The following is a 22,575-nucleotide window of genomic DNA, read 5'->3' as shown; positions in this document are numbered from 1 at the left end:
CGACTTTATATTATACCACCATTCATGCTAATTGGCTACAATATAAGCAGCCGGAATTCTTATCTTTTAAAAAAACCATCCAGCAAGTAAAAACACTACTCTTGGATGGTCCCTCTAATATTCTTCATTAATAAAACAGTTATACGTTATACATTGAACCGGAAGTGCATAACATCGCCGTCCTGCACCAGATATTCCTTGCCTTCCAGCCGCAGCTGGCCGCGTTCCTTGGCGCCGTTCATCGAACCTGCAGCTACCAGATCGGTATAGGCCACAACCTCGGCCCGGATGAAGCCGCGTTCGAAGTCGGTATGAATGACTCCGGCTGCTCCCGGAGCCTTGGTTCCCTTGCGGATGGTCCAGGCACGGACCTCCTGTACACCTGCAGTGAAGTAGGTGTATAGGCCAAGCAGCTTGTAAGCCGCTTTGATCAGACGGTTCAGCCCGGACTCCTGCAGGCCCAGCTCTTCCAGGAACATCGCCTTGTCTTCGCCTTCCAGCTCCGCAATCTCCGCTTCTACCTTGGCACTGATCGGCACAACTTCAGCGTTCTCCGCTGCAGCGAACTCGCGGACCTGCTTCACATAAGGATTCTCTTCGGCAGTCGCCACTTCATCCTCACCCACATTTGCCGCATACAGCACCGGCTTCAGTGTGAGCAGGTGGAGGTCGCGGATAATCAGGCGCTCATCATCAGACAATTCTAAGCTGCGCGCTGGCTGGTCCAGATACAGAGCTTCCTTGACGCGCTCCAGTACTTCAACTTCCTGAGCGAATTTCTTGTCGCCGCCCTTGATATTTTTGCGGGAGCGCTCGATCTTCTTCTCCACACTTTCAAGGTCAGCCAGAATCAGCTCCAGGTTAATCGTCTGGATGTCACTGATCGGGTTCACTTTGCCGTCCACATGGGTAACATTCTCATCCACGAAGCAGCGTACGACATGAACAATCGCGTCCACCTCACGGATATGGGCCAGGAATTTGTTGCCAAGGCCTTCTCCCTTGCTCGCGCCGCGCACAAGTCCGGCAATATCTACGAATTCAAAGGCAGTCGGAACCGTCTTGTTCGGCTGCACCAGCTCCACCAGCTTATCCAGACGCTCGTCCGGAACTTCTACAACACCCACGTTCGGATCGATCGTGCAGAAAGGATAGTTGGCTGATTCTGCCCCTGCTTGCGTTATAGCATTAAATAATGTCGATTTACCAACATTTGGAAGTCCAACAATACCAGCTTTCAAAGCCATTTTTATATGACAACTCCTATTTTCGGTTGAATTAATCAACGCCTGAATTACCGCTCTGATCTAAACCATTATATATTAGAACAAAACCACCAGCAACAGCGGATGTCAAGGGGACGCCGCCCCATAAAGTGGAGCTTTAACCTCGATGATTAATCAGATACTTTCCGGGGACCCCAGAACTCTGCAAATGATGTAAAAAACCACATAGTGTCTTAATATACCGCTATTTCCGGACCCGCACCTAAAGCGTCTTTGACATCGTAATATCCGTAACGGTAAAGCCCATCTTCTTATACAGCTCGAAAGCACGGTCATTCTGTCCAAAAACATGCAGCCCGATCCTGGTCACATTCATCTTGCGGGCTTCCTCGTCCAGCAGCGCCAGTGCCTGCTTGCCGTAGCCTTTGCTCTGAAACGGCTCAAAAATGTAAAAATCATAAATAAACGCTTCGCGGATGCCCCGGCTTTCACTCATATTAAACCAGATGTAACCAGCCTGGGCCCCGCTCTCCGCTTCCACTACGGAGTAGAGATATGCCCCCTCTGTGTAGAGCCCTTTGGGCAGGAAGCGCGTCATCGCATCCTTGGACAGCTGCATGGCTGTCTCGGCATCCCAGGTCCCGGCTTTGATTTTGTCCTCAGCGTAATCACGGGTCGATTGCTTTAAAAAAAATTGAAATGCGGATTCGTCCATCTGGACCAGTCTGATCATGATTTTAGCCCTTCCTCTACTTCCGTAATCATCAGCTTGCTCTTACTTCCGGACCAGGCGGCGGGTTCCGCGCAGTGCCTTAATATCAGGTGCGCCAATGCCGAACATCACCGTCCGCAGCTCAAGCTCCGCCTGGGCCAGCGCCTGATCCAGCGCTTCCTCGGATGCCACTGCCGGGCCGAGCAGATTCCGCCCGAAGCCGGCCAGATCGGCGCCAAGCGCCAGCGCCTTCGCAGCATCTACGCCGTGCTTCAGCCCGCCGCTGCCGATAAGTGCGCCTTGAGGAGCGGCTGCCCGCACCTCGGCAATGCATTCCGCCGTCGGAATGCCCCAGTCCGCGAAAGCTTCCGCCGCTGCACGCCGCACCGGGTCGCTGCTGCGGAACTTCTCCACCTGGCTCCAGGAGGTACCGCCCGCTCCGGCGACGTCGATAAAGGAAGCGCCGGCCTGATACAGCAGGCCGGCAGTTTCTCCGTCGATGCCCCAGCCGACCTCTTTCACGCCGACCGGCACTTCGAGCTTCCGGCATAGCTCCGCTATCCGCTCAAGCAGCGAGGCGAAGCCGGTATCCCCCTCCGGCTGGAACACCTCCTGCAAGCCGTTCAGATGCAGTACCAGCCAGTCCGCTCCGGCAATCTCCACAGCCCGGCGGCATTCGTCCACACCAAAGCCGTAAGAGAGCTGTACCGCCCCGACGTTGGCAATCACCGGAATTGTAGGAGCCTTGTCACGCACCTGGAAGGTGGAAGCCAGCTCCGCACGCTCAACAGCGGCCCGGACCGATCCGACACCAAGCGCCCAGCCCCGGCGCTCTGCCGCTTCGGCGAGCCGGGCATTAATATGCCCGGTAGCCTGGCTCCCGCCGGTCATGGAGCTGATCAGCAGCGGTGTGCGCAGCTCCCGCCCGAGAAATTCCGCGCTCAGCGAGATGTCTGCAAAGTTCAGCTCCGGCAGCGCATTATGCCGGAAGCGGTACTGCTCGAAGCCGGTCGTGATTCCGCTTGCCGCCACATCTTCGTTCAGGCAGAGGCGTACATGCTCAATCTTCCGTTCCCCTGTTCTGGAGTCAGGCAGCAGGGATTTATGGCCTGAAGCGCCGGCAGCCTGCGGCTCTGACTCCGCGCGTGTGTCCGGCTGCTTCCCTGAATTCTGCAGCTCACCGTCCTGCGGCATCTGATTCATGCTGTCTTCCTCCGTTCTAACCTTTATTTATATATGTCGGGTAGCGAGAGGCGCCACTAATCTGCTGTTTAAGCGCAAGTACATTTCATTATAGCACAAGACCGCCTAACCGTTGCCAGCAGGCGGATTCACGCTGATTTTAACGCAGGCCGGCAATAAATTCACCTACCAGCCTTCCCGATAATGACACTACCGGGGTCCCGCCGCCGGGATGCGTCGTTCCGCCCACATACCAAAGCCCTTTAACATCCTTCGAGCGGTTGGCGGGGCGGAAGAAGGTTTGCCGGACTGAATTTGAGGATATGCCGTAGATGGCCCCGCGGTGGGCCAAAGTATCAGCGGATATATCCTGCGGGGTATAGCGCTGCAGGACATCCGCTCCGGACAGACCTGTAATGCCATGACCCTCCAGCACCGACAGTACACGTTCCCCGTATTCGGAAGCTTCTTCGCTCCAGTCACAGGCAGGACTCAAGTACGGCGCATTAGCCAGTATAAATAGATTGCTGCCGCCAGGCGGCGCCAGCCCGGGCTCGGAGTAGCCCGAGTGGCATACATAGACCGCAGGCTGCTGCGGAGGGCGTTTATGCTCAAAGATATCCTTGAATTCCTGCTCATAATGCTCAGGAAAAAATACGGTATGATGCAGCAGACCGGCATAGGTGCGCGGCACTCCCGCCAGCGTTATCAAGCCTGACAGGGAGGGCTCATAGGCCTCGATCCGGCGGTTCGTCATCCGCGGACGGTCCGCTTCGGGCAGCAGCATCCGGTTCATGCTCAGCACATCACCGCCAGCGATGACTGTCGCCGCCGGATAGAATCCCTGCGCCGTATCGACGCCTTCCACAGCACCGGATACGACTGAAATCCGGGTAACCTCCGTGCCTGTAACCAGCTGAACGCCCAGTTCACGGGCCAGTGCAGTTAAGCCTCTGATTAGCTCATAGGTTCCGCCCCTGACACCGTATACCCCCTCCATAATCTCCACGTGTCCAAGCATGGCAAATATCGAAGGGGCAAGGTAGGGCGAGGAGCCGACATAGGTGGCATAACGGCCCAGCATAGCCAGGGTATTCGGATGGCTGAAATACCTTAGCAGCAAGGCATGCAGACTGACAAAGGGCCTTGTGCGCAGCAAATCCCGCGCGAGGGACGGTGATAGTTTATCCCTCCAGGACAGCAGCAGCCTGTTCAGAAACTGCTTCTCGCTGAGCCGGTACAGCTGTGCCGCTTCGGCCAGAAACTCCGGGTACCGCGCAGCGTCGCGTGAGCTGTAGGCGGCAATCTGCTCCTGCATCGCCCCGGTATTCCGCGAGAAGTCGACGGTCTTGCCGTCAGCAAACACATTCCGCGTGCGCGGCTCCAGCTCATACAGCTGCACGTACTTCTCCATGCGGGTTCCGGCAAGCTCATACAGTGAGCGGAAAGCATGCGGCATGGTAATGGTACTCGGGCCACGGTCGAACATGTATCCTCCCGCCTCTACCCGCTGCAGCTTGCCGCCCGGCTGCTCCTGCCGTTCCAGCACAGTTACTTCCCAGCCTTTGACGGCCAGTGTTACCGCACAGGACAGCCCCCCGAAGCCGGCACCGATAATTACAGCTTTCGGTTTCATGAATAACGCCTTCCTTTCCATTCGTAGCCCCGGCGGGACCCGCTTCCGCGCCAGGATGCTGCTGCAATCAGAGATAAGCAGAATATGCCGGCCGGCAGAAGGAAGCAGAACCAGACCGGCTGTCTGCCGGCAGCATCACTGATCCGCTTGATGGCAATCCCGGTTAGCACAGCCGCCGCCGGCAGAAGTGCAGCGCCCGGCTGCCCGGTCAGGCAATAATACAGAACTGCTGCCGGCGGCAGCAGGTAGAATAAGAAGTACATTATAAGTACAGCCAGAAGCAGCAGGGGGCTGCGGCCGGTGCCGGCGTAAATATTTTTGCGGTAGCCGTTCCATACTTCGCCTGCGCTGCGGTACATCCTCACCCTTACGTAGTCTGTAATATCTGCGAGGCACACAGGCTCTCCCGCCCGCTTCACCGCCCGCGCCAGTGCCATGTCATCCACCAGTTCACTGCGGATCGCTTCATGGCCACCGCAGCGGGCGTAGCAGTCCCGGTGGATCAGAATGAAGCCGCCGTGGGCCGCAACAAAACGCGGGTCCCTTGAACCGCGGACGAGCGGAACCGGCAGATGGCAGATAACTGTAAAGACCATCAGGGGAACAACCAGCCGCTCCAGCCATGTCCCGGTATCCTGCCGGGGAAATCCCGTGACCATGCCGCCTCCCTGGGCATAGGCCGTGGAGAGGGCAGCCTGCAGAGCGGGCGGCTGCAGGCGGACATCGGCATCCAGAAACAGCAGCCATTCGCCTTCTGCTGCCTTGGCGAGCTGAGCGCAGGCATGGGATTTGCCCAGCCAGCCTTCCGGCAGCTCCTGACCCTGCAGAACCTGCACTCTTACTCCCCCGGCCGCAGCAGCAACCGCCCCGGTTCCGTCTGATGAGGAATCATCCAGCACGATAATCTCCGGTCCGATTCCGCCCTTGCTGCAGGCCAGCACTGAGGAAAGACAATTGGCAATATTATGCGCCTCATTCCGGGCGGGAATCAGCACCGACAAGCGCCGTCCTTCTGGAGCGGCCTTCACCGGGAGCGCTTCTGGAACACTCTGGTCCGCTCCAGCCCCCAGCTTCGGCAGCTGCGCTGCATTCCATAACGCAAACAGCAGCTGGAGCAGCAGCATACCGGTTATAATCTGCAAGACGATGATCATGACTGGCTCCTCCCGCCCCGCCGCAGGAGATCATACCATTCATGGGTTGACCTCCCCTTCCTAAGGAGCGGCTTGAATTCGGCCGGCATATAGCCCCGATTATTAACAATCCTGCTGCGGTGCGCCTCCAGCTGTTCACTGAGAACAGCCTCAAGTCTGCGGGCAATATCTGCACGTTCCATCCCCGCCCAAGGGAAGATCAGCGGATCACCAGCCAGCAGGGTTGCCTCCGGTTTGGTATGACGGAACAAGCCGTGATACAGCGTTACCGGCACTACGGCAGCCTGCGGACTGAGCCGTAGAACCAGGGCAGCCCCTTCTTTCAAGCTCAGCGGACGGTGCTCCAGCGGCAGAATTTCACCTTCCGGATACATCCAGACCCGCTCTCCCGCCTGCAGCAGCCCGGCCGTATAACGCAGGGAAGCCCGCGAATCTCCCGGACTGCCAGGGTTAATGGAATAAGCGCCAAGCCTCCGGAAGAAGGCATATTTGCGCAGCTGCTCCTCTTCCATCATGAAATAATGCCTGCTTCCGGGCAGCTTCCCTGCTGCATGGTATGCGAGCAGGCCATCCCACCACGAGCTGTGGTTCATCAGGTAGAAGATGCCTCTGCCTGCGGCCGCCGGGGGCTGCAATTCTCCGCTGATTCCAATGGAATGAAAATGCCTGCGCAGCAAGTAAAGTGAATTATAGCGGTAGAACAAGCGGTCAAAGCTTCCCGACTTGGCGGCCTCCAGCATAACGCAAGCTCCCTTCAGCCAGAGCGCTGCCCGCTCCGGCGATAATTGCACAGACCGGTAAGCCCTCTGTAAGGCTTATGAGGCCAAACAAAATCAATACGGCCTGATATAGGCGCGTCCCCCGGCGGGCAGCGGTACGGGTAACGGGTACAGCCGGTAACAGCAGAGACAAGGCGGCACCGGCAATCAGCCAGCCGCCGAAATTGCTCCAGGGCACATAATAGAAGCCCCCGCCGCCTTCCCAGTTCCAGAAGCCCCTGGCATGGGCCACCGGGTCAAGCACCAGATCCAGCAGCACTGTCCAGCAGCCGACCTGCGCCGCCCTCAGCAGCCGCAGGCGTAGGCCGCGCAGTCCGAAATCATAGCTGATTAGTGCAGCGTTACACACTACCGCGATCCAGGCGAAACCGAGCGTAACCGGTACGCCGGATAACAAAGGCCCAAGTACGGTAGAGTAACTATATTCCCCAAACAGTTTTCCGGTATGAACCCCCACCCATTCGACAGCCATTCCTCCAAGCCAAATCAGGCCGGCAGCGTACCAGATAGGGATATTGCACCGGAAGCCCTCTTTACTGACTGACCAGTCAGACATGAAAGGCCGGGCCTCACCCTTCGATAGTAAATCCATGGCATACGCTGCATAGAACACGAGAAACAAACCGCTAGAGAAACGCAGGCTTTCCGGAATCCCGAACCAGATCAGCAGCAGAGCGCCGATGGTATACCAGATCCAAAAAAGGGTTCTGATCATGCTTACACCACCACAGTTTGTACACCGGTGTAGCGTACTACCACGCGCCGGAACAGCCGGAGCTTCGCTTCATCACTGACATATGACCGCTTGCGGAATACGTCATAGCCGTCCGCCTCCACAGCATCGAGAATGGCGGCATAGAAGGAGGCTGCAAGTTCAATCGCCAGACCGCTCTCCCAAGGATACGTATGCACATTCACCAGGCCTTTTTCAAACTGCTTAAGCGCCTCTGCCTTGAGTTCATGAAGCACAGCGATAAACTGCTCATTGATTTCTCCATTCTCAAGCTCCTGCTGGCTGTAGCCGTTCCTCTCCATCACTTCCAGCGGCACATATCTCCGCCCCCGCCGCAGGTCCTCGCCGACATCGCGGATAATATTGACTAGCTGCATGCCGATGCCCAGTGATATCCCTGCAGCCTGCGCAGCTTCATTCTGGTCCTCGCGCAGAACGGGCAGCAGCATCTCACCGACAGTCCCGGCCACGAGATAACAATAGCTCTCCAGTTGCTGCATACTTTGGTACTGGGTAAAAGAGAGATCCCTGAGCTGGCCTTCCATCTGCAGCTGGAACGGCTCCTGCCGCAGCTGCGGGAAGCTGCTGAACAGCCAGCGCAGCGCCGGCCAGATAAAATGGCCTTCCGCCTGCTCCAGGTTGCTGAAATGCGCCATCAGTTCATGAATGCTGTACGGCGATTGGCCGGGCTCATCCACACTGTCATCAATAATCCGGCAAAAGGCATAAATAACATGTACTGCTTCACGCCTGGGGCTTGGCAGAACATCAAATGCCTTATGAAATGAAGTGGACCCCTTTTTCATTAATTCTTCACATTGCTGCAATATCCGTTCATTCATGACCGCTCATCTCCTTTATCAATTCTTGGACTGCCAGCTTTGCGCCTTGCATAACAATCGGTACCCCGCCGCCGGGATGCACGGATGCGCCTGCCGCATACAGCCCTTTTATGGAATAAGGCTTCGGCTGGGGCCGGAATACACCCGACTGGCTTAACAGCGGGGCAATGCCGAAGCTGCCGCCGCCGAACAGCCCTTCTTTCCGGGCATCCGCCGGTGTTCTCAGCCTCCGCCAGACTATACTGGCTGTTAGCCCCGGAAAACCCCGGCTTTCGGCATCCCGCAGCACTTTATCAGCCAATGCTTCAGCGATATGCTCCCAATCCTTATCCGGCACAGCCGGAACAGGAATAAGGAAATACAGCACACTTTCTCCCGGCGGAGCCGCACTGTCATCCAGCACTACCGGATTAAATACATAATAAGAAGAATCTGCAGGAACCTGCCCGCGGTCAAACAATTCGTGAAGGCTTTGGTTCAGGCTGTCCGGCAGAAAAAACTGGTGGATCTGAGATTGCGGCCACCGCTTGGCTGCCCCTGCATAAATCAGCAGACAGCCCGAGGAAGGCTTGTAGCTTCCGCGCGGAAGCCGTTTGTCAGGCGCACCGCCCGGCTTAGCCGCAATCCCGGCAGCACTCCTCTCCTGCTGGAATAGACCAGCCGGAAGCAATGCCTCCACATGCGGGAAATCACCGTTATACAGCACGGCATCATAGGAAATCTGCCTGCCTTGAACGGCCACCCCGCGGCAGTGCCCGTCTTCTACGATCAGCGACTCTACTTCTGTGCTGGTATGAATCGGCACTCCGCGGCTTTCCAGCTCCCGGGCCATAATCTGCGGAAGCCTGCCGTACCCGCCCTTCACCATCCAGATGCCGAAGGCATGCTCCGCATAGGGAAGCATCGTGTAGATTCCCGGTGTGCGGAAGGGCGCACCGCCGATATAGAGGCTCTGCAGGGAGAACGCGTCCCTGAGCTCCTCATGCCGGAAATATTGCCCGATGGCTGAGCGCAGGCTTCTGTATGCACGCAGGCGGATCATCAGTGCCAGATTTCCCGGACTGAAGAACTCACGCTTGCTTCTATATCCCCTTTCAAGGAACGAAGCCCTGCCCTTCGGGTACAGCAGCGACATGTCGTTCATAAACCGCAGAAAGCCTTTGCCTTCTCCGGGGTACAGCCGTTCAATCTCCTCTGCCTGCTTCGCAGCTCCGGCATATTTGGTCAAGGTGCGGCCGCTCCGGAAGTGAACCCGGTAGAGCGGATCACAGCGCAGCAACGTAAGGCTGCTGCGCGGCAAACCGCCTTCTTCCAGAATATCCAGCAGCATCTCCGGCAGCAGTACGATGGTCGGCCCTTGGTCAATCCGGTAGCCGCCCGCCTCTTCTTCAAAAGCGACACGCCCGCCTACCTGTGCAGCACGCTCATACATTACAACCTCGTGCCCCTGCCGGGTAAGCAGCAGCGCTGCGGTCAGTCCGCCGATTCCGCTGCCCACAATCGCAACGCGGCTCATAACGGAACCCCCGCACCGGGAGCGCCGGCCCGCATGGTGAATCTGCCGTGCAGAGCCTGGTCATGCTCCCGCAGCAGCCGCGTACTGATCTTCGCCGACTCGAAGATTGTCGGCAGGCCGCTGCCCGGATGGGTTCCGCCTCCGACCAGCCAGATGCCGCGCACCTCCTGAAAGGTGTTGTGCGGCCGCAGATGCATCATCTGCCCGAGATTATGCGCCAGATTGAAGGTCGCACCGTTATATACATTCAGCTTGCTCTGCCAGTCCAGCGGCGAGAAGAACAGCCGCTCTTCTACCCTTGCCTTCAGCCCGGCCAGCTGCGGAATCTGCTGCAGCCGTTCCATCATCTGGGCTTCAACCCCGGCTCCCTCCTCCTGCCAGTCCACTCCGGCCTGCAGGTTCGGAACCGGCATTAGCACATAGAGCGAGGACTTGCCCGGCGGTGCCAGCGTCTTATCGGTCACTGACGGATTATGGACGTAGATGGAGGGATCCTCGGATAATACCCCAAGCTTAGTGATCTCCTCGACATTACGCCGGTAGTCTGCTGCGAAATGAACGGAATGATGATCCAGCTCCACCTCTCCATCGACGCCCAGATAGAGCATGGCCGTTGAGCAGGAATATCTTTTACGGGCCAGTTTACTAGGGGTATATCTCTTCAGAATGCCAGGCTCGAACAGCTGCGTCATCGCTGAGCCGAAGTCTGCTCCGATTACAACATAATCCGCATCCACCTTGTCTCCGTTCTCCAGCAGCAGCCCCGCGGCATGCCCGTTCTTGACCAATATCCGCTGTACTCCGCTTGAAGTGTGCACCCGCCCGCCATGCTCCTGAATGACCTCAGCCATCGCCTGCAGAACACGGTTAATTCCGCCCACCGGATGGTACAGGCCGTAACGATGCTCCATGTAGGAGAGGATAGTAAATGTGCCGGGACATTCCCAGGGTGACATGCCAAGATATTTCGCCTGAAAAGTAAACGAGTAACGCAGCCGTTCATCATCAAAATACCGCGACAGCCGGTTGTACACATTATCTGCGGCATTCAGCTTAGGCAGCGCGTGCAGTACATCTTTTTTCATATAATCGCCTACGGATTGGAACGGACGCTGCAGCAGCGGAATCACCCGCTCCAGCTTATCGCCCTCGTCGGCCATGAACCGCCGGTAGCCGCTGCCATTGCCGGGAAACAGCCGCTCAATCTCCTCGGCAGTCTGCTTCTGATCCGTTGAGGGGGTAAATACGGTATCTCCGAAATGCAGCGAATACAGCGGATCCAGCGGCTTCAATACAGCATAATCGTGCACGGAACGCCCGGCCAGAGCGAACAGCTCCTCCAGCAGATGCGGCATCATCAAAAAGGTAGCGCCCCGGTCAAACCGGTAGCTGCCCAGTCTGAGCTCCCCCGATCTTCCGCCAACCGTCTCCTGCTTCTCGTAAAGGTCCACTGCAAATCCTTCGGCGGCAAGCAGCATAGCTGCGGCCAGTCCTCCCGGTCCTGCGCCAATCACTGCAACTTTCGCGGTACGTTTGGGTCCAGTCAAGCCCTTTCCTCCTTCTCCCTGTCGATCTGCAGGCCAATAACAGCTCTCAAACATTATACAAGAACTATACAATAATGATACAAATATCATACAGGCTTTGCAGCGCCGTGTAAATGTCTTCACCCCGGCTTCCATAAATTCGGTCATATGCTTCTACCGGCATAAAAAAAGAACCGGCAGGCCGCCCGCAGGAGGGTCCCGTCGATTCTAAAATATTACTGTCTATTAAATTCCCGGCTACAGCTCCAGCCTCAGCTACATTCCTTGCCGCATGCCGGCAAACTCCTGGTCATACCAGGCCTGCCACTGCTCTGGAGCCCCGCTCATCCTGTAGGTTGCCTTGGTAACCTCCGGCTCCGCCGTCTCATAACCTTTACCTCCGGCAATAAACTTCATCTCCGGATAGCTGCGGCTGAGCCGTTCAAACAACCCTTCACAGTAAGGCACAAGTCCGCTATCGGTAACCGAAAGGCAGACCGCTCCGATCCGGCTCTGCTTCTCCAGCATATTCAGGACGCCTTCTTCGGGCGTATTGGCTCCCAGGTAGATGACTTCAACCCCGTTTTTACGCAGAAAAAGGGAGAATAGCAGCAGTCCGACCTGGTGATGCTCCCCTGCCGGACAGAAGGCAAGCACCTTCGGCAAATGCGCATAAACGGGAAACACATGAAAAAACTGCGACAGCCGGTTCGAGACCATATGCGTCATATAATGCTCCTGGGCTACCGTTGCTGTTCCTGCTTCCCAGGCGTCGCCCACCCTGATTAGTACCGGCACAAGCACCTGATGCACCATAGCTTCATACCCGTACAATGAGAAACCGAAGTCGATTAACGCATCTGCCCGCTCGCCCTGGATCTCGTACAATGCTGTATAGATCTGCTGCTTCATCTTGTCGATGGCATCCCTGGAATCTCCGCCTGCTGCAGTGAGGCGTTCCTCCAGCTGCTTCTGTCTCTGCAGCTTAAGCATCCGCACGGCATGGGAGATGCTGATACCCTGCTTCTCCGTCTGTTCCTTCAACCAGCGAAGGTCCTCAATATTCTCCTGGCTGTACAGCCTGTAGCCGGATTCGGTACGTTCCGGAACGACAGCTTGGTATCTGTTCTCCCATGCCCGCAGAGTAACCGAAGGAATATCGAGCATTTCGACGACCTGTTTGATGGAATACACGATGGTTCTCACTCTCTTTTCCTAGTTACACTGAATACTTTGAATATTCAAACCTTATACAAATTATTTACACTCATTATACAATTGCTGGTGTCTTATGTCATCAGGGCTTGTGCAGCCCGTTTCGCAGCAGCGATTCCGTATAAATTCAGTGATTCCAGCAACAATAGACCATCCGGATAATTGCGGGCCAGCTGCTTCACTTCTCTCCGGAGGGCGTTAATAAATAGTTACCATGCCGGAGTCCAAGGAAGTGTTGCTTGGCTCTGCCCCCAGGAGGACTAATTCATGATGCAAGGCAGCCGCTCCATTACATCCGAACAATCACAGCTAACTATAGCTTCCGGTGCGGTTAAGCCGCCCGGCAAGCGGAAATCCCGTGTTCTCCGGCCCCGCCGCTTCAAGGTAATGACAGCCTTCCTGCTGCTCTTTCTATGGCTGGCCGGTGTGATGCTGTATCAGACCCATAAACCGCTGCCGCCCGGCCTGTCCGCAGAAAGTCCCCTGTATAAGGTGAGCAGCGTCGACTTCTGGCATGATCTGACTTATCAGGACGCTGGCGGGGCCGCTGTCAGGGAGGAGCAGATTCTTCCGCGGATCCTGCAGATTGTAGAGGACTCCAGAGAATTCCTCGTCATCGATCTGTTTCTGTTCAATGATTATACCCATGTTGACCAGCAGTTTCCCCCGGTGAGCCGGAAGCTGGCCGATAAGCTTATTGCCCAGAAATCAGCATATCCCGGAATGGAGATCGCCTTCATTACCGATGAGGTAAATACGAATTACGGTTCTGCCCCCAATCAGCTGCTGGAGGATATGAAAGCCGCCGGGATCCGGGTGGTTATGACCGATGTCGATGATCTGCGCGATTCAACCCCGGCCTACTCTGCAGTCTGGCGTACCTTCATCCAGTGGTTCGGCCAATCCGGCCGGGGCTGGATTCCGAATCTGATGGCCAGCGGCGGACCGGACATTACGGCGCGTTCCTATCTGAAGCTGCTGAATGTCAAAGCCAACCACCGCAAGGTAGTGCTCAGCGAGAGCACTGCCCTCATCTCCTCCGGGAATGTGCATGACGCCAGCGCCTATCATTCCAATATTGCCCTCGAAGTGCAGGGTCCTATACTGGCAGACATTCTGCAGAGCGAGCAGGCTGCAGCCGATCTGTCGGGGGCAGGCCCGCTATTAAGCAAGCCGCCCCAATTCCGGCAGGAGGTTAATTCCTCCCCAGAAGCTGCGCTGGAAGTCCGTTATTTGACCGAAGGTAAAGTATATACATCCGCGCTGGAGAGCCTCGGTGCAGCAGGCCGCGGCGATATCATCTGGATGGGCATGTTCTATCTGGCAGATGACCGGATTATCGACGCCTTGCTTGCCGCTGACAAACGCGGAGCCGAGGTAAGGCTGCTGCTCGATCCGAATCAGAACGCCTTCGGCCGGGACAAGATCGGCATTCCGAACCGTCCGGTAGCCATGGATCTGAACCGGCGCTCTAATGGCCGGATTGCCATCCGCTGGTATAACACAGGCCAGGAGCAATATCACAGCAAGCTGATGTTCATTGCCAAAGCGTCAGGCAATTCCATCGTCCTCGGCGGATCAACCAATTTCACGGCCCGCAATCTGGATGACTATAATCTTGAGAACAATCTCTTTGTATCCGTTCCGCGGGATCAGCCGCTGTATACGGAAGTAGAAAGCTATTTCACCCGTCTGTGGAACAACGAGGATGCCCGGTACAGCCTGCCGCTGGAGGACTATCAGAGCGAAATCACCTGGTTGAAATACATCATCTACCGGCTGCAGACCCGTCTCGGATTTACCACATTCTGAATCCTCCTCCTGCAAAAAAAGACCGCCGGAAGCTCTGCTTCTCCGGCGGTCTTATATTGTTCAGTTACAGCAGCGGGGACATCAGCCGGGCGGCCGATTCCAGCAGCCGCTCCAGCAGCCGCTTATCCATGAAGGTCTCATGGATAATCTCCCGGGTGGAGAGCAAATCCCGCTCGAAGTCCGCGACGATCCGCGAGACGCTCTCGGTCTGCAGCAGCAGCGCATTCACCTCAAAGTTAAGATGGAAGCTGCGCATATCCATGTTGGCTGTGCCAATCGTGGCGATCTCCCCGTCGGCAATCAGCAGCTTTGAATGAATAAAGCCCTTCTCATATTCATAGATCTTCACCCCGGATTCCAGCAGCGCCGGAAAGTAGGAGTGCGAAGCCAGGAACGGCAGCCATTTATCCGGTTTGGCCGGGAATAGCAGCCGTACATCCAGACCTGACATTGCCGCCACACGCAGGGCGGTCAGGATGTCCTCATCGGGGATGAAGTAGGGGCTGGCGATCCACACCGATTTCTCCGCAGAGGTGATCATGGAGAAAAAGATATTCTTCAGCGCACGCCGCTCATTATCCGGCCCGCTGGCAATAATCTGCACGGCCCCGTCTCCGGTTGTAAACCGCAGCTGCGGGGAGAGATAATCCTGCTCCAGTATTTTCTCGCCGGTGGTATGCATCCAGTCCTGCAGGAAAATAATCTGCATCGTCCGCACCGCCTCGCCTCTCAGCAGCATATGCGTATCGCGCCAGAAGCCGTAAGTCTTGCTGCGGCTCAAATACTCGTCCCCGACATTAAGTCCGCCCATGAATCCGACATCACCGTCAATGACCACGATCTTACGGTGGTTCCGGTAGTTCACCCGGCTGGAGAAGAAGGAGGTTGAGTTGCCGTATGCGGCCACCTGTACTCCGGCATCGCTCAGCTCCTTAAGGAAGGCCTTGGAGAGCTGAATGCTGCCGACCGCATCGTACATGAACCGGACAGCTACCCCTGCGCGCGCCTTTTCGATCAGAATCTGCTGAATGCGCGTACCGATATGATCCGCCCGGAATATATAATATTCCATATGAATATGATGCTGCGCCTGCCGCAGCTCAAGCAGCAGCGTGCCGAAGGTTTCTTCGCCGTTGGTGAGAATCCGCGTCTCCGAGCTGAAGGAAATCGGTGTACGTCCCAGCCGCTGTGATAAACCAATCAGCTTCTGGCGCGCCGGACTGAACACGGACCAGTCCTGATGCATGCGCAGGGCATCATTCTCAATCCGCTCATAGGCCATCAGATCGCGCTGGGCTTTCTTGTCGTATTTGCGCCGTTTGAACACATTCTGCCCGAACAGGAAATAGAAGACGAGTCCCAGCACCGGAATCAGGGCCAGCAGCAGAATCCAGGACATCGTTGTCGACGGATTGCGGTTCTCCATGAAAATCCCCAGCCCGATGGAGATGACGGTCAGCGTGGAAAAAATACTGATAACCGTCCCGGCCGTGCTGCCGAAAATCCCGAATCCAAAATAGTAAAAAGCCAGCAAAGCCCCTATGATAACTATAGCCTGCAGTCCTCTTCTCATATACAACCTACCTTCTCGTTTCGCCGTTCATCACTAAAATGACACATTTTTATATTACACGAAGAAGCGGTTTCTTCCTACTGGAATCCTTGTCTAAACTGAAATAGCTACAAAACTGTAACCTCTATGCAGAGGCAAATTACAACACAAATAAGGCGCCTTTCTAAATTCGAAGGGCGCCTTGCTGCTTCAGATATTACACCATTGCTGCCGCGCTGCTCTCCAGCGAAGATTTCCAGGCGCGCAGCATATGCAGATCCTGCGGCAGGAATTCCTCCAGCATATGGCTGAGTCCAAGATATAACGGACTGTCGGTCGCAGCATTCAGCTTCTTGCAGAACTGCGGCGTCCATTTCAGCAGATGCTCCTCCAGGAAGTTCTCCTGAATCTCCAGCAGCTCCATCGCGCTGCGGATAGAGAAGCTGTTATACAGCATCCGTTCATGCATAACCGCCATGAATTCCAGCTCAATGGCAATATGATCATCAGCTTCGCCGCCGCATTTCTTGAAGACGACTCCCGCCGAAGCATATACATCCGAAATCACATTGCAGAATTCTTCCTCACGGCCCAGCTGAGCCGCTTCACGGGCTACGAAAGGGCTGACCGCATGCTCATTCATCAGGCGTGTATATTCGAGCTTCTCCTTCTCGCAGATGGAACGTAACATTGCAGGCTCCTGGCTGCACAGGTACCGCTTGATCTCCCGCCCGCCTTCGGTCATCTCCGCAGCAAAGCTCATTTCGCGTTTGCCTCTCCATTCAGCGACCAGGGAAAGCGATGGTTTTCTTCCATAGAAATCAACAAGCAGCTGATATATTAATCCCCGACTCTCCAACCAGCGGCTGAACGCCTCCGGCACGACAAGTGATGGAACTGTAGGTATAGTCATTTTGCAAATCCTCCCTATTGGTTTGCCGGGCGCCGGGGCATCCCCTCGGATTGCCGCCTGAGCGTTCCGGTATCATAGCTGTGCTCTTCGCAAAAGTGATAGGTTATAAAGTTGTAATCTTCCGCACTTAAATTATATCGAAAATGTAAAGCGCTTTCGGTGAGCATTCTATGACCATTCCCTGAAATTGTCGTACATTTGTCAAAATTAGCCTGGGCCTTTTATTCTGTGCCGCATATGATTCAGTTTGTCCGTTTATAAAGCCTTCCCCCTCCTTCTGAGCTGCTGATTCCACCGGATTTCCGTACCCGAAGATTGACTGCGAAAAGGATATTCACTAAAATTTAAAGCAAAACCTCACAGATGAAGGGAGCAACGCCATGGAGCCGCTGACGGACCCTTTTGGACGCCTGCATGATTATCTCCGGATTTCGGTTACAGACCGCTGCAACCTGCGCTGTATTTATTGTATGCCTGCGGAAGGAATGCAATTCCAGCCGCAGGACGAGATTATGAGCTATGAGGAAATTGCCGCCGTAGTGCAGGCGCTGGCACCGCTCGGACTGCGTAAGGTCCGGCTGACCGGAGGCGAGCCGCTGGTGCGCAGGGAGCTGGAGAAGCTGGTCTCCATGATCGCCGCTATTCCGGGCATTGACGATATTTCGCTGACCACAAACGGTCTGCTGCTGCCCATGAAGGCCGCATCCCTGAAGCAGGCAGGCTTGTCACGGGTGAACATCAGCCTCGACTCCCTGCGGCAGGACCGCTTCGCTATGATTACCCGCGGGGGCGAGGTAATCAAAGTACTGAAAGGCATTGAAGCTGCGGAGGCTGCCGGTCTCTCCCCCATCAAGCTCAATGTCGTGCTGATGAAGGGGATAAATGATGATGAGATTAAGGATTTCATCGCGCTAACGCTGGACAGCCCGCTGAATGTACGTTTTATTGAATATATGCCGATCGGCAGCAGCAGCGATGCCTGGCGGCAGACCTACCTTCCGCTCGAAACTGTAGTAGCAGCATGCAATGAAGCCGGCTGGAGCACCGAGGAAGCCGACATGCCTTCCGGCAACGGCCCTTCGCAAAACAGGCGGGTTGCCGGAGCCAAGGGTACCTTCGGACTGATTCATCCGGTAAGCGAGCATTTCTGCGACAACTGCAACCGGCTGCGGCTCACCGCCGACGGTAATATCAAGGCCTGCCTCTATTGGGCAGATGAATATAATGTGCGTCCGCTGATAAGCGATCCGGCTGCGGTACAGGCACTGTTCCGCCAGGCACTGGGCAACAAGCCGCATAATCATGAAATGGCGCTGGCGCTGGAGCGGAAGGCGCAAAGCCATACCCCTACCACCCGCCGGATGTCACAGATCGGCGGCTAACTGCCGCCCGCCATCATCTGCCGGCACAAACAGAAACGGCTGAGCATTCCCGGAGGAATCTCAGCCGTTTTTTATAAAGACTAGAATGTATATGTTTCGGGGTCCACGCAAAGTACCTGAGTCAACCTCGAAGCGGAAGCCCCACTTTGTGGGGGTATTTTATAGTTCAAGGTAGTATACTCCACGTTATCAACGCTTAATTAAGCCAGGTGGAATCGGAAAGAAGAATTTCGAAATCCACGGACAAGGTCCCCCGGATCACATTCTGGGTATTGTCGAGTTTGACGGACAGGTCTACACCCCGCATGCTGACATCATCATTATTGTAACGCCTGCGTGACAAGTAATAAGCAGCCAGTTCTTTGCAGAACCGGGTATAATTATCGTTCATTATCAGTTTGTTGCTTACACCGAAAATACTGGAATATTGCCGGTAGGGAATGTAAGCCGCGAATCTCCGCAGAATAGAATCCACATTCCAATTGTAGCGGTTAGCGGACTGGACGATTTTGGATAAGGCTGTGAAAATCTCACTTTCCCGGACCGAGATGTATTCAACATACTCGTCAAGCACCTCAATCTGTCCGTCCATCAGCCGGTTTAAATAGATATTTGCTGTCCCCCAAACCTGATATTGCGCAATAATCCTTCTGGCCTCTTCATCATCTTCCCGTATCCAGCCTGCGTCCATATATACAGGAATCAGTTCCAGAGCAGCTTTATGGTCACCGCATTCCTCAAGCACATTGGCGCGGAGAAGCTGGGCATACAAAATATATGCGTACACCGGTCTTTGGGCGACCCGCCCATGATCCGCTGTGCGGCTGCCGCCTTTAAGCAGCTGATACTGCAGCGAAGCCAGCCGGAGCAGCTCATCGGCGAGTTCGCTTACCTTCTGCCATTGATGAAGAGAAGAGTACGTATGCGCCAGCTGCTTCAGGGCATCCAGCTGATTCAGCTCATCCAGCTTACTTACATAATTCTCAAACAAGACGGCCGCAATTAGATTATTGTGCGGATCGTCGCCGAGAGCCATTAAGAACAAACGATATTGACAGAGCGCCAGCCGTTCGGAATGCTGATATTTCTCACTGGCCCCCACATTCTCATAGATTAAGGCCGCAGCCTGTAAGTGTCCCTGCTGATATAATTCCTCGGCTACCTCAAAAAGCAGCGGCACATACAAAAGATTATCCAGCAGGTTCTGTACGATGGCTTCAATACAGTCCAGGCGCGAGAGTGAAGCACATTGCAGCAGAAAAGGCCGCAAACGCCGCCACGTAGGAGCGGAATCAACCATAATTTCATCTACATATTTACCGTAAAAATAATCCTCTGCAAGCCCCATGGCCCGTGTAATCCGGATAAGATGGTTCATCGCCAGCGCCTGCTGGCCCTTCATAACCCGGCTGAGCGTACCGGAATGAATCCCGCAGATGATGGCGAACTGATTATTGGACAGATCATGCTCCGAGAGATAAGCTGCAATTTCGTCCCGGATTTTGATTGTATGCTTCACTCTATAATCATCCTTTTCACACGCTTCCCGTTCATTTCCGATGCTTTAAGGCATCCGTTCAAATGCCCCGTTATTTCACTTAATCCCGAGATCAGCTTACGCAGGCGGCCTTTTCTTAATCCGGTAAACATTATCATAAGTATTGAGCAGTTCGTCCAGCACAACAGACTGCCGCAGCACCTCCGGATGTCCAAATCCCCCATGCCGGGTCTGCAGCTGGTGGAGCCTGCTTCTTGCCCTTTCAATACGAATTCTGACACTTGCCGGATTATACATGTAAATTCCGCCTCCTCATGCAATATTATAGATATTTATGTAAAATTATAAAATATTAGCCTGGGTGCATCACCTGCTGAAACAGGACAATAAATGCGCATAACTACGGAAATTGTTCATAAAAAAGACGCTCCTGAGTTAGCAGGAACGCCGGAATCTTAATATTGTTGAAATCATACAGGTTCTACAATAATTGTCCCCATAGGCTTATAATCCGCCAGCACCATGTCCCATTGGTTGAACTATTATTTAATATCCGCCACTGCCGTGCCCTAAGGGTTGAACTGTTGGTGTGGAGGTAGTGACAGTTGTCCCAATAACCGGATCCCCGTACGCTACAGGAGCAATGAGCAGAGCAACCATACTACACATAACTAGAAATAATATCCCTTTTCTTTTCATAATGACTTCGCCCCTCACTAATAGAATTTTTGTATTGTTGCTTTTGTTCATTATTCGCTTTGTCACGATGCTGTTCAAACAAATCTATACACTTAATAACTTTTCCTTCACTGTTGATTTTGATAGAGTATTCCAGGCTTTGCAATATAGCCTGTATGCCTTCGTTCCGTTTATGATTTAGAAGATAGGTAGCAAATTCTATAAGAAACTGTGCGTAATGATCTGCTGTTACTTGCGTATTGTAGTCGCCAAGAATCGTAGAATATGTCCGAAATGGCAGGTAGTCCGAGAATTGCTCCAGAATATCATCTATATCCCAGGCATATTCGTTTGCAGCCTGAATAATTTTGAATACTCCGGTAAAGATCTCACTTTCTCTAACCGAAATATATTCCACATATTCTGCTAAGACATCATGACAACCATTCAGAATCCGGTATAGGTAATTATTCGCAATTGCCCACTCTTGAAACTGGGCAATTGTCTGTCTGGATTCATCCGTTTGTTCCCGAATCCAGCTGCCATCAGCATATTTACTGACAAGCTCTAGAGCCTCAGCATAATCCCCCTGCTCTTCGCAGACTAAAGACCTTAAGAGATAAGAATATAAGATATATCCATAAATCGGCCTTGATGACTGCTTGTACACTTTCCGGTTCTGGTGCAACGAGTATTGAAGTTCGTATTGAATAGAGGCAATCCGGTGCAACTCGCTGGCGAGCTCATCAACTTTATTCCATCTGTGAAGTGAGTTATATACATTAGCCAGATCCTTCAAAGCATCCAATTGCTCCGCCTCATCCAGACGCGGGATATAGCTCTCAAACAAGGTTGCCGCGCGCAGATTCGTATTCTGGTCATTCCCGAGCGCAATCCGGAACAGGCGGTACTGGCAGGTAGCCAGCCTTTCGGAATACTGATATTTCTCGCTGGCGCTCACATTCTCATAGAGCACTGCAGCTGCCTGGAAGTGTCCCTGCCTGAACAGCCCTTCGGCTACTTCAAACAGAAGAGGAACATAGGTGAGATTATCGAGCAGGTTATGTACCAAACGCTCGATACAATCCATACGCCCAAGCTCGGCACAACGGATAATGAACGGGCGCAGCCGCCGCCAGGTTGGTGCCGAGTGAAAGAAGCATTCATCTACATACAGGCTGTAAAAATAATCCTCGCTCACCCCCATTCCCGCAGTAATTAATTCCAGATGGCTCATGGCAATCGGCTGATGGCCATTAATAATCCGGCTTAATGTTCCGGAATTAATGCCGGATCTTATAGCAAATTGATTGATAGACATCCCGTGTAGGGATAAATAGTTCGCTAGCTGATCTCGAATCATGGCTGTCGGCCCCAATGAAACACCACCTTTATAATACCAGTATTTAGAACTTTGTGTTTATATCTGTAATAGTAGGCGTTGGCATTCCATTGGTCAATAGACTAGATTCAGATAAATAATGAAAGTGTGAAGTTTCGTGAACAGTTTGGCAACCGGGTTGCCAAACGCTTCGGAATATGGCCTGACAGGCTCAAAATACCCTCCACAGCTGAACTCCCATATACACAGCGATCGCCCAGACCAGCAGGGCTGAAACGCTGTTTAATCCCCGGATGATCCGGCCGCTTGAATCCACCCTGCCAAGTATCCGGCCGGCGGCGGCAAGACTGAGAAACCAGATCCAGGAGACTGCCGCCGTTGCTGCCGCAAACACCCAGCGCTCCGCTGAGTCATATTGCAGTGAGCTTGTCCCGATAACACCCACTGTATCCAGCAGTGCATGCGGATTGAGGAGCGACACCGACAGTGCGTAGGCTATCTGTCCTTTCGGTGACAGGCGTTTCCCCTCGGCGGTGGCCGGAGCAGAGCGCCAGATTCTCCAGCCCATGAAGAGAAGAAACAGAATCCCTGCGCTGTATATCACCGGGGTGACCCAGTCCAGGGACACAATCACCAGCGAGACACCGCCCACGGCCCCCCCGATAAGCAGGGTGTCACATAAGGATGCCGTTAACACAACCGGCAGTACGCTGCGGAACCTCGGATGCTGCGCCCCCTGATTGAATACGAATATATTCTGCACGCCCAGCGGCAAAATAAGCCCAAAGGCCAATATAATACCATGCACGATGGCTTCTGCCATTATATTTCCCCCTCTATCCAAGCCATGAAATGGCGCCGGCAGCAGGCATTATTT

The 22,575-nt window shown here is 54.3% G+C and carries 19 protein-coding genes; 2 read left to right on the top strand and 17 right to left on the bottom strand.

Features of this window, described 5'->3' with window-relative positions:
* Positions 1 to 146 precede the first annotated feature (146 nt).
* From ychF to LOS79_RS27020, 11 genes are all read right to left on the bottom strand, one after another.
* On the bottom strand, positions 147 to 1,247 hold the full coding sequence (gene ychF, locus LOS79_RS27070) for a redox-regulated ATPase YchF (RefSeq protein WP_315413753.1): 1,101 nt from the start codon (positions 1,245 to 1,247) through the stop codon (positions 147 to 149).
* 241 nt (positions 1,248 to 1,488) lie between these two features.
* Positions 1,489 to 1,959 (bottom strand): GNAT family N-acetyltransferase, encoded by a 471-nt coding sequence (locus LOS79_RS27065; protein ID WP_315413752.1) that lies wholly within the window; start codon positions 1,957 to 1,959, stop codon positions 1,489 to 1,491.
* Between the two features lie 42 nt (positions 1,960 to 2,001).
* Positions 2,002 to 3,141: a type 2 isopentenyl-diphosphate Delta-isomerase gene (gene fni, locus LOS79_RS27060; RefSeq protein ID WP_397386698.1), complete on the bottom strand. Its 1,140-nt coding sequence runs from the start codon at positions 3,139 to 3,141 to the stop codon at positions 2,002 to 2,004.
* A gap of 139 nt (positions 3,142 to 3,280) precedes the next feature.
* Positions 3,281 to 4,756: a phytoene desaturase family protein gene (locus LOS79_RS27055; protein WP_315413751.1), complete on the bottom strand. Its 1,476-nt coding sequence runs from the start codon at positions 4,754 to 4,756 to the stop codon at positions 3,281 to 3,283.
* Positions 4,753 to 5,910 carry a glycosyltransferase family 2 protein gene (locus LOS79_RS27050; RefSeq protein WP_315413750.1) on the bottom strand — a complete coding sequence of 386 codons (1,158 nt, stop codon included), beginning with the start codon at positions 5,908 to 5,910 and terminating at the stop codon, positions 4,753 to 4,755. The genes LOS79_RS27055 and LOS79_RS27050 overlap by 4 nt, the downstream gene beginning before the upstream one ends.
* Positions 5,907 to 6,650 carry a lysophospholipid acyltransferase family protein gene (locus tag LOS79_RS27045; protein ID WP_315413749.1) on the bottom strand — a complete coding sequence of 248 codons (744 nt, stop codon included), beginning with the start codon at positions 6,648 to 6,650 and terminating at the stop codon, positions 5,907 to 5,909. Before LOS79_RS27045 ends, LOS79_RS27050 begins: the two co-directional genes overlap by 4 nt.
* Positions 6,619 to 7,404 carry a carotenoid biosynthesis protein gene (locus LOS79_RS27040; protein ID WP_315413748.1) on the bottom strand — a complete coding sequence of 262 codons (786 nt, stop codon included), beginning with the start codon at positions 7,402 to 7,404 and terminating at the stop codon, positions 6,619 to 6,621. The genes LOS79_RS27045 and LOS79_RS27040 overlap by 32 nt, the downstream gene beginning before the upstream one ends.
* Positions 7,405 to 7,406: 2 nt before the next feature.
* Positions 7,407 to 8,264 (bottom strand): phytoene/squalene synthase family protein, encoded by an 858-nt coding sequence (locus tag LOS79_RS27035; RefSeq protein ID WP_315413746.1) that lies wholly within the window; start codon positions 8,262 to 8,264, stop codon positions 7,407 to 7,409.
* On the bottom strand, positions 8,257 to 9,780 hold the full coding sequence (locus LOS79_RS27030; protein WP_315413745.1) for a phytoene desaturase family protein: 1,524 nt from the start codon (positions 9,778 to 9,780) through the stop codon (positions 8,257 to 8,259). The genes LOS79_RS27035 and LOS79_RS27030 overlap by 8 nt, the downstream gene beginning before the upstream one ends.
* The gene (locus LOS79_RS27025; RefSeq protein WP_315413743.1) at positions 9,777 to 11,327 is read right to left on the bottom strand and encodes a phytoene desaturase family protein; all 1,551 of its coding nucleotides are present in this window, start codon (positions 11,325 to 11,327) and stop codon (positions 9,777 to 9,779) included. Before LOS79_RS27025 ends, LOS79_RS27030 begins: the two co-directional genes overlap by 4 nt.
* A 255-nt stretch (positions 11,328 to 11,582) precedes the next feature.
* On the bottom strand, positions 11,583 to 12,512 hold the full coding sequence (locus LOS79_RS27020) for a MerR family transcriptional regulator (protein ID WP_315413742.1): 930 nt from the start codon (positions 12,510 to 12,512) through the stop codon (positions 11,583 to 11,585).
* A 276-nt stretch (positions 12,513 to 12,788) separates the two neighbouring features.
* Between LOS79_RS27020 and LOS79_RS27015 the strand changes: the two genes are divergently transcribed.
* On the top strand, positions 12,789 to 14,333 hold the full coding sequence (locus tag LOS79_RS27015) for a phospholipase D family protein (protein WP_315413741.1): 1,545 nt from the start codon (positions 12,789 to 12,791) through the stop codon (positions 14,331 to 14,333).
* A 64-nt stretch (positions 14,334 to 14,397) separates the two neighbouring features.
* Here the strand turns inward: LOS79_RS27015 and cls are convergent, their stop codons facing one another.
* Together cls and LOS79_RS27005 are read right to left on the bottom strand one after the other, a co-directional pair.
* A complete protein-coding gene (cls, locus tag LOS79_RS27010) occupies positions 14,398 to 15,906 on the bottom strand; it encodes a cardiolipin synthase (protein ID WP_315413740.1) in 1,509 nt (502 codons plus the stop codon).
* A 196-nt stretch (positions 15,907 to 16,102) separates the two neighbouring features.
* Positions 16,103 to 16,798, bottom strand: coding sequence for a TorD/DmsD family molecular chaperone (locus LOS79_RS27005; protein ID WP_315413738.1), 696 nt, complete (start codon positions 16,796 to 16,798; stop codon positions 16,103 to 16,105).
* A 380-nt stretch (positions 16,799 to 17,178) separates the two neighbouring features.
* Between LOS79_RS27005 and moaA the strand changes: the two genes are divergently transcribed.
* Positions 17,179 to 18,180, top strand: coding sequence for a GTP 3',8-cyclase MoaA (moaA, locus tag LOS79_RS27000; RefSeq protein WP_315413737.1), 1,002 nt, complete (start codon positions 17,179 to 17,181; stop codon positions 18,178 to 18,180).
* Positions 18,181 to 18,376: 196 nt separating this feature from the next.
* Here the strand turns inward: moaA and LOS79_RS26995 are convergent, their stop codons facing one another.
* The 4 genes from LOS79_RS26995 to LOS79_RS26980 form a co-directional block, all read right to left on the bottom strand.
* Positions 18,377 to 19,699, bottom strand: coding sequence for a helix-turn-helix domain-containing protein (locus tag LOS79_RS26995; protein WP_315413736.1), 1,323 nt, complete (start codon positions 19,697 to 19,699; stop codon positions 18,377 to 18,379).
* 96 nt (positions 19,700 to 19,795) lie between these two features.
* Positions 19,796 to 19,975: an aspartyl-phosphate phosphatase Spo0E family protein gene (locus LOS79_RS26990; protein WP_315413735.1), complete on the bottom strand. Its 180-nt coding sequence runs from the start codon at positions 19,973 to 19,975 to the stop codon at positions 19,796 to 19,798.
* 364 nt (positions 19,976 to 20,339) lie between these two features.
* Complete coding sequence (locus LOS79_RS26985) at positions 20,340 to 21,719, bottom strand: helix-turn-helix domain-containing protein (RefSeq protein ID WP_315413734.1); 1,380 nt, start codon at positions 21,717 to 21,719, stop codon at positions 20,340 to 20,342.
* Positions 21,720 to 21,909: 190 nt separating this feature from the next.
* The gene (locus tag LOS79_RS26980; protein WP_315413732.1) at positions 21,910 to 22,521 is read right to left on the bottom strand and encodes a LysE/ArgO family amino acid transporter; all 612 of its coding nucleotides are present in this window, start codon (positions 22,519 to 22,521) and stop codon (positions 21,910 to 21,912) included.
* Between the last annotated feature and the right edge of the window lie 54 nt (positions 22,522 to 22,575).

This window comes from Paenibacillus sp. MMS20-IR301 (genome assembly GCF_032302195.1).
In the GTDB taxonomy this organism is placed as follows: Bacteria; Bacillota; Bacilli; order Paenibacillales; family Paenibacillaceae; genus Paenibacillus_AQ.
The sequence above is the reverse complement of the archived record's forward strand: the minus strand, read 5'-3'. Positions and strand labels throughout refer to the sequence as shown.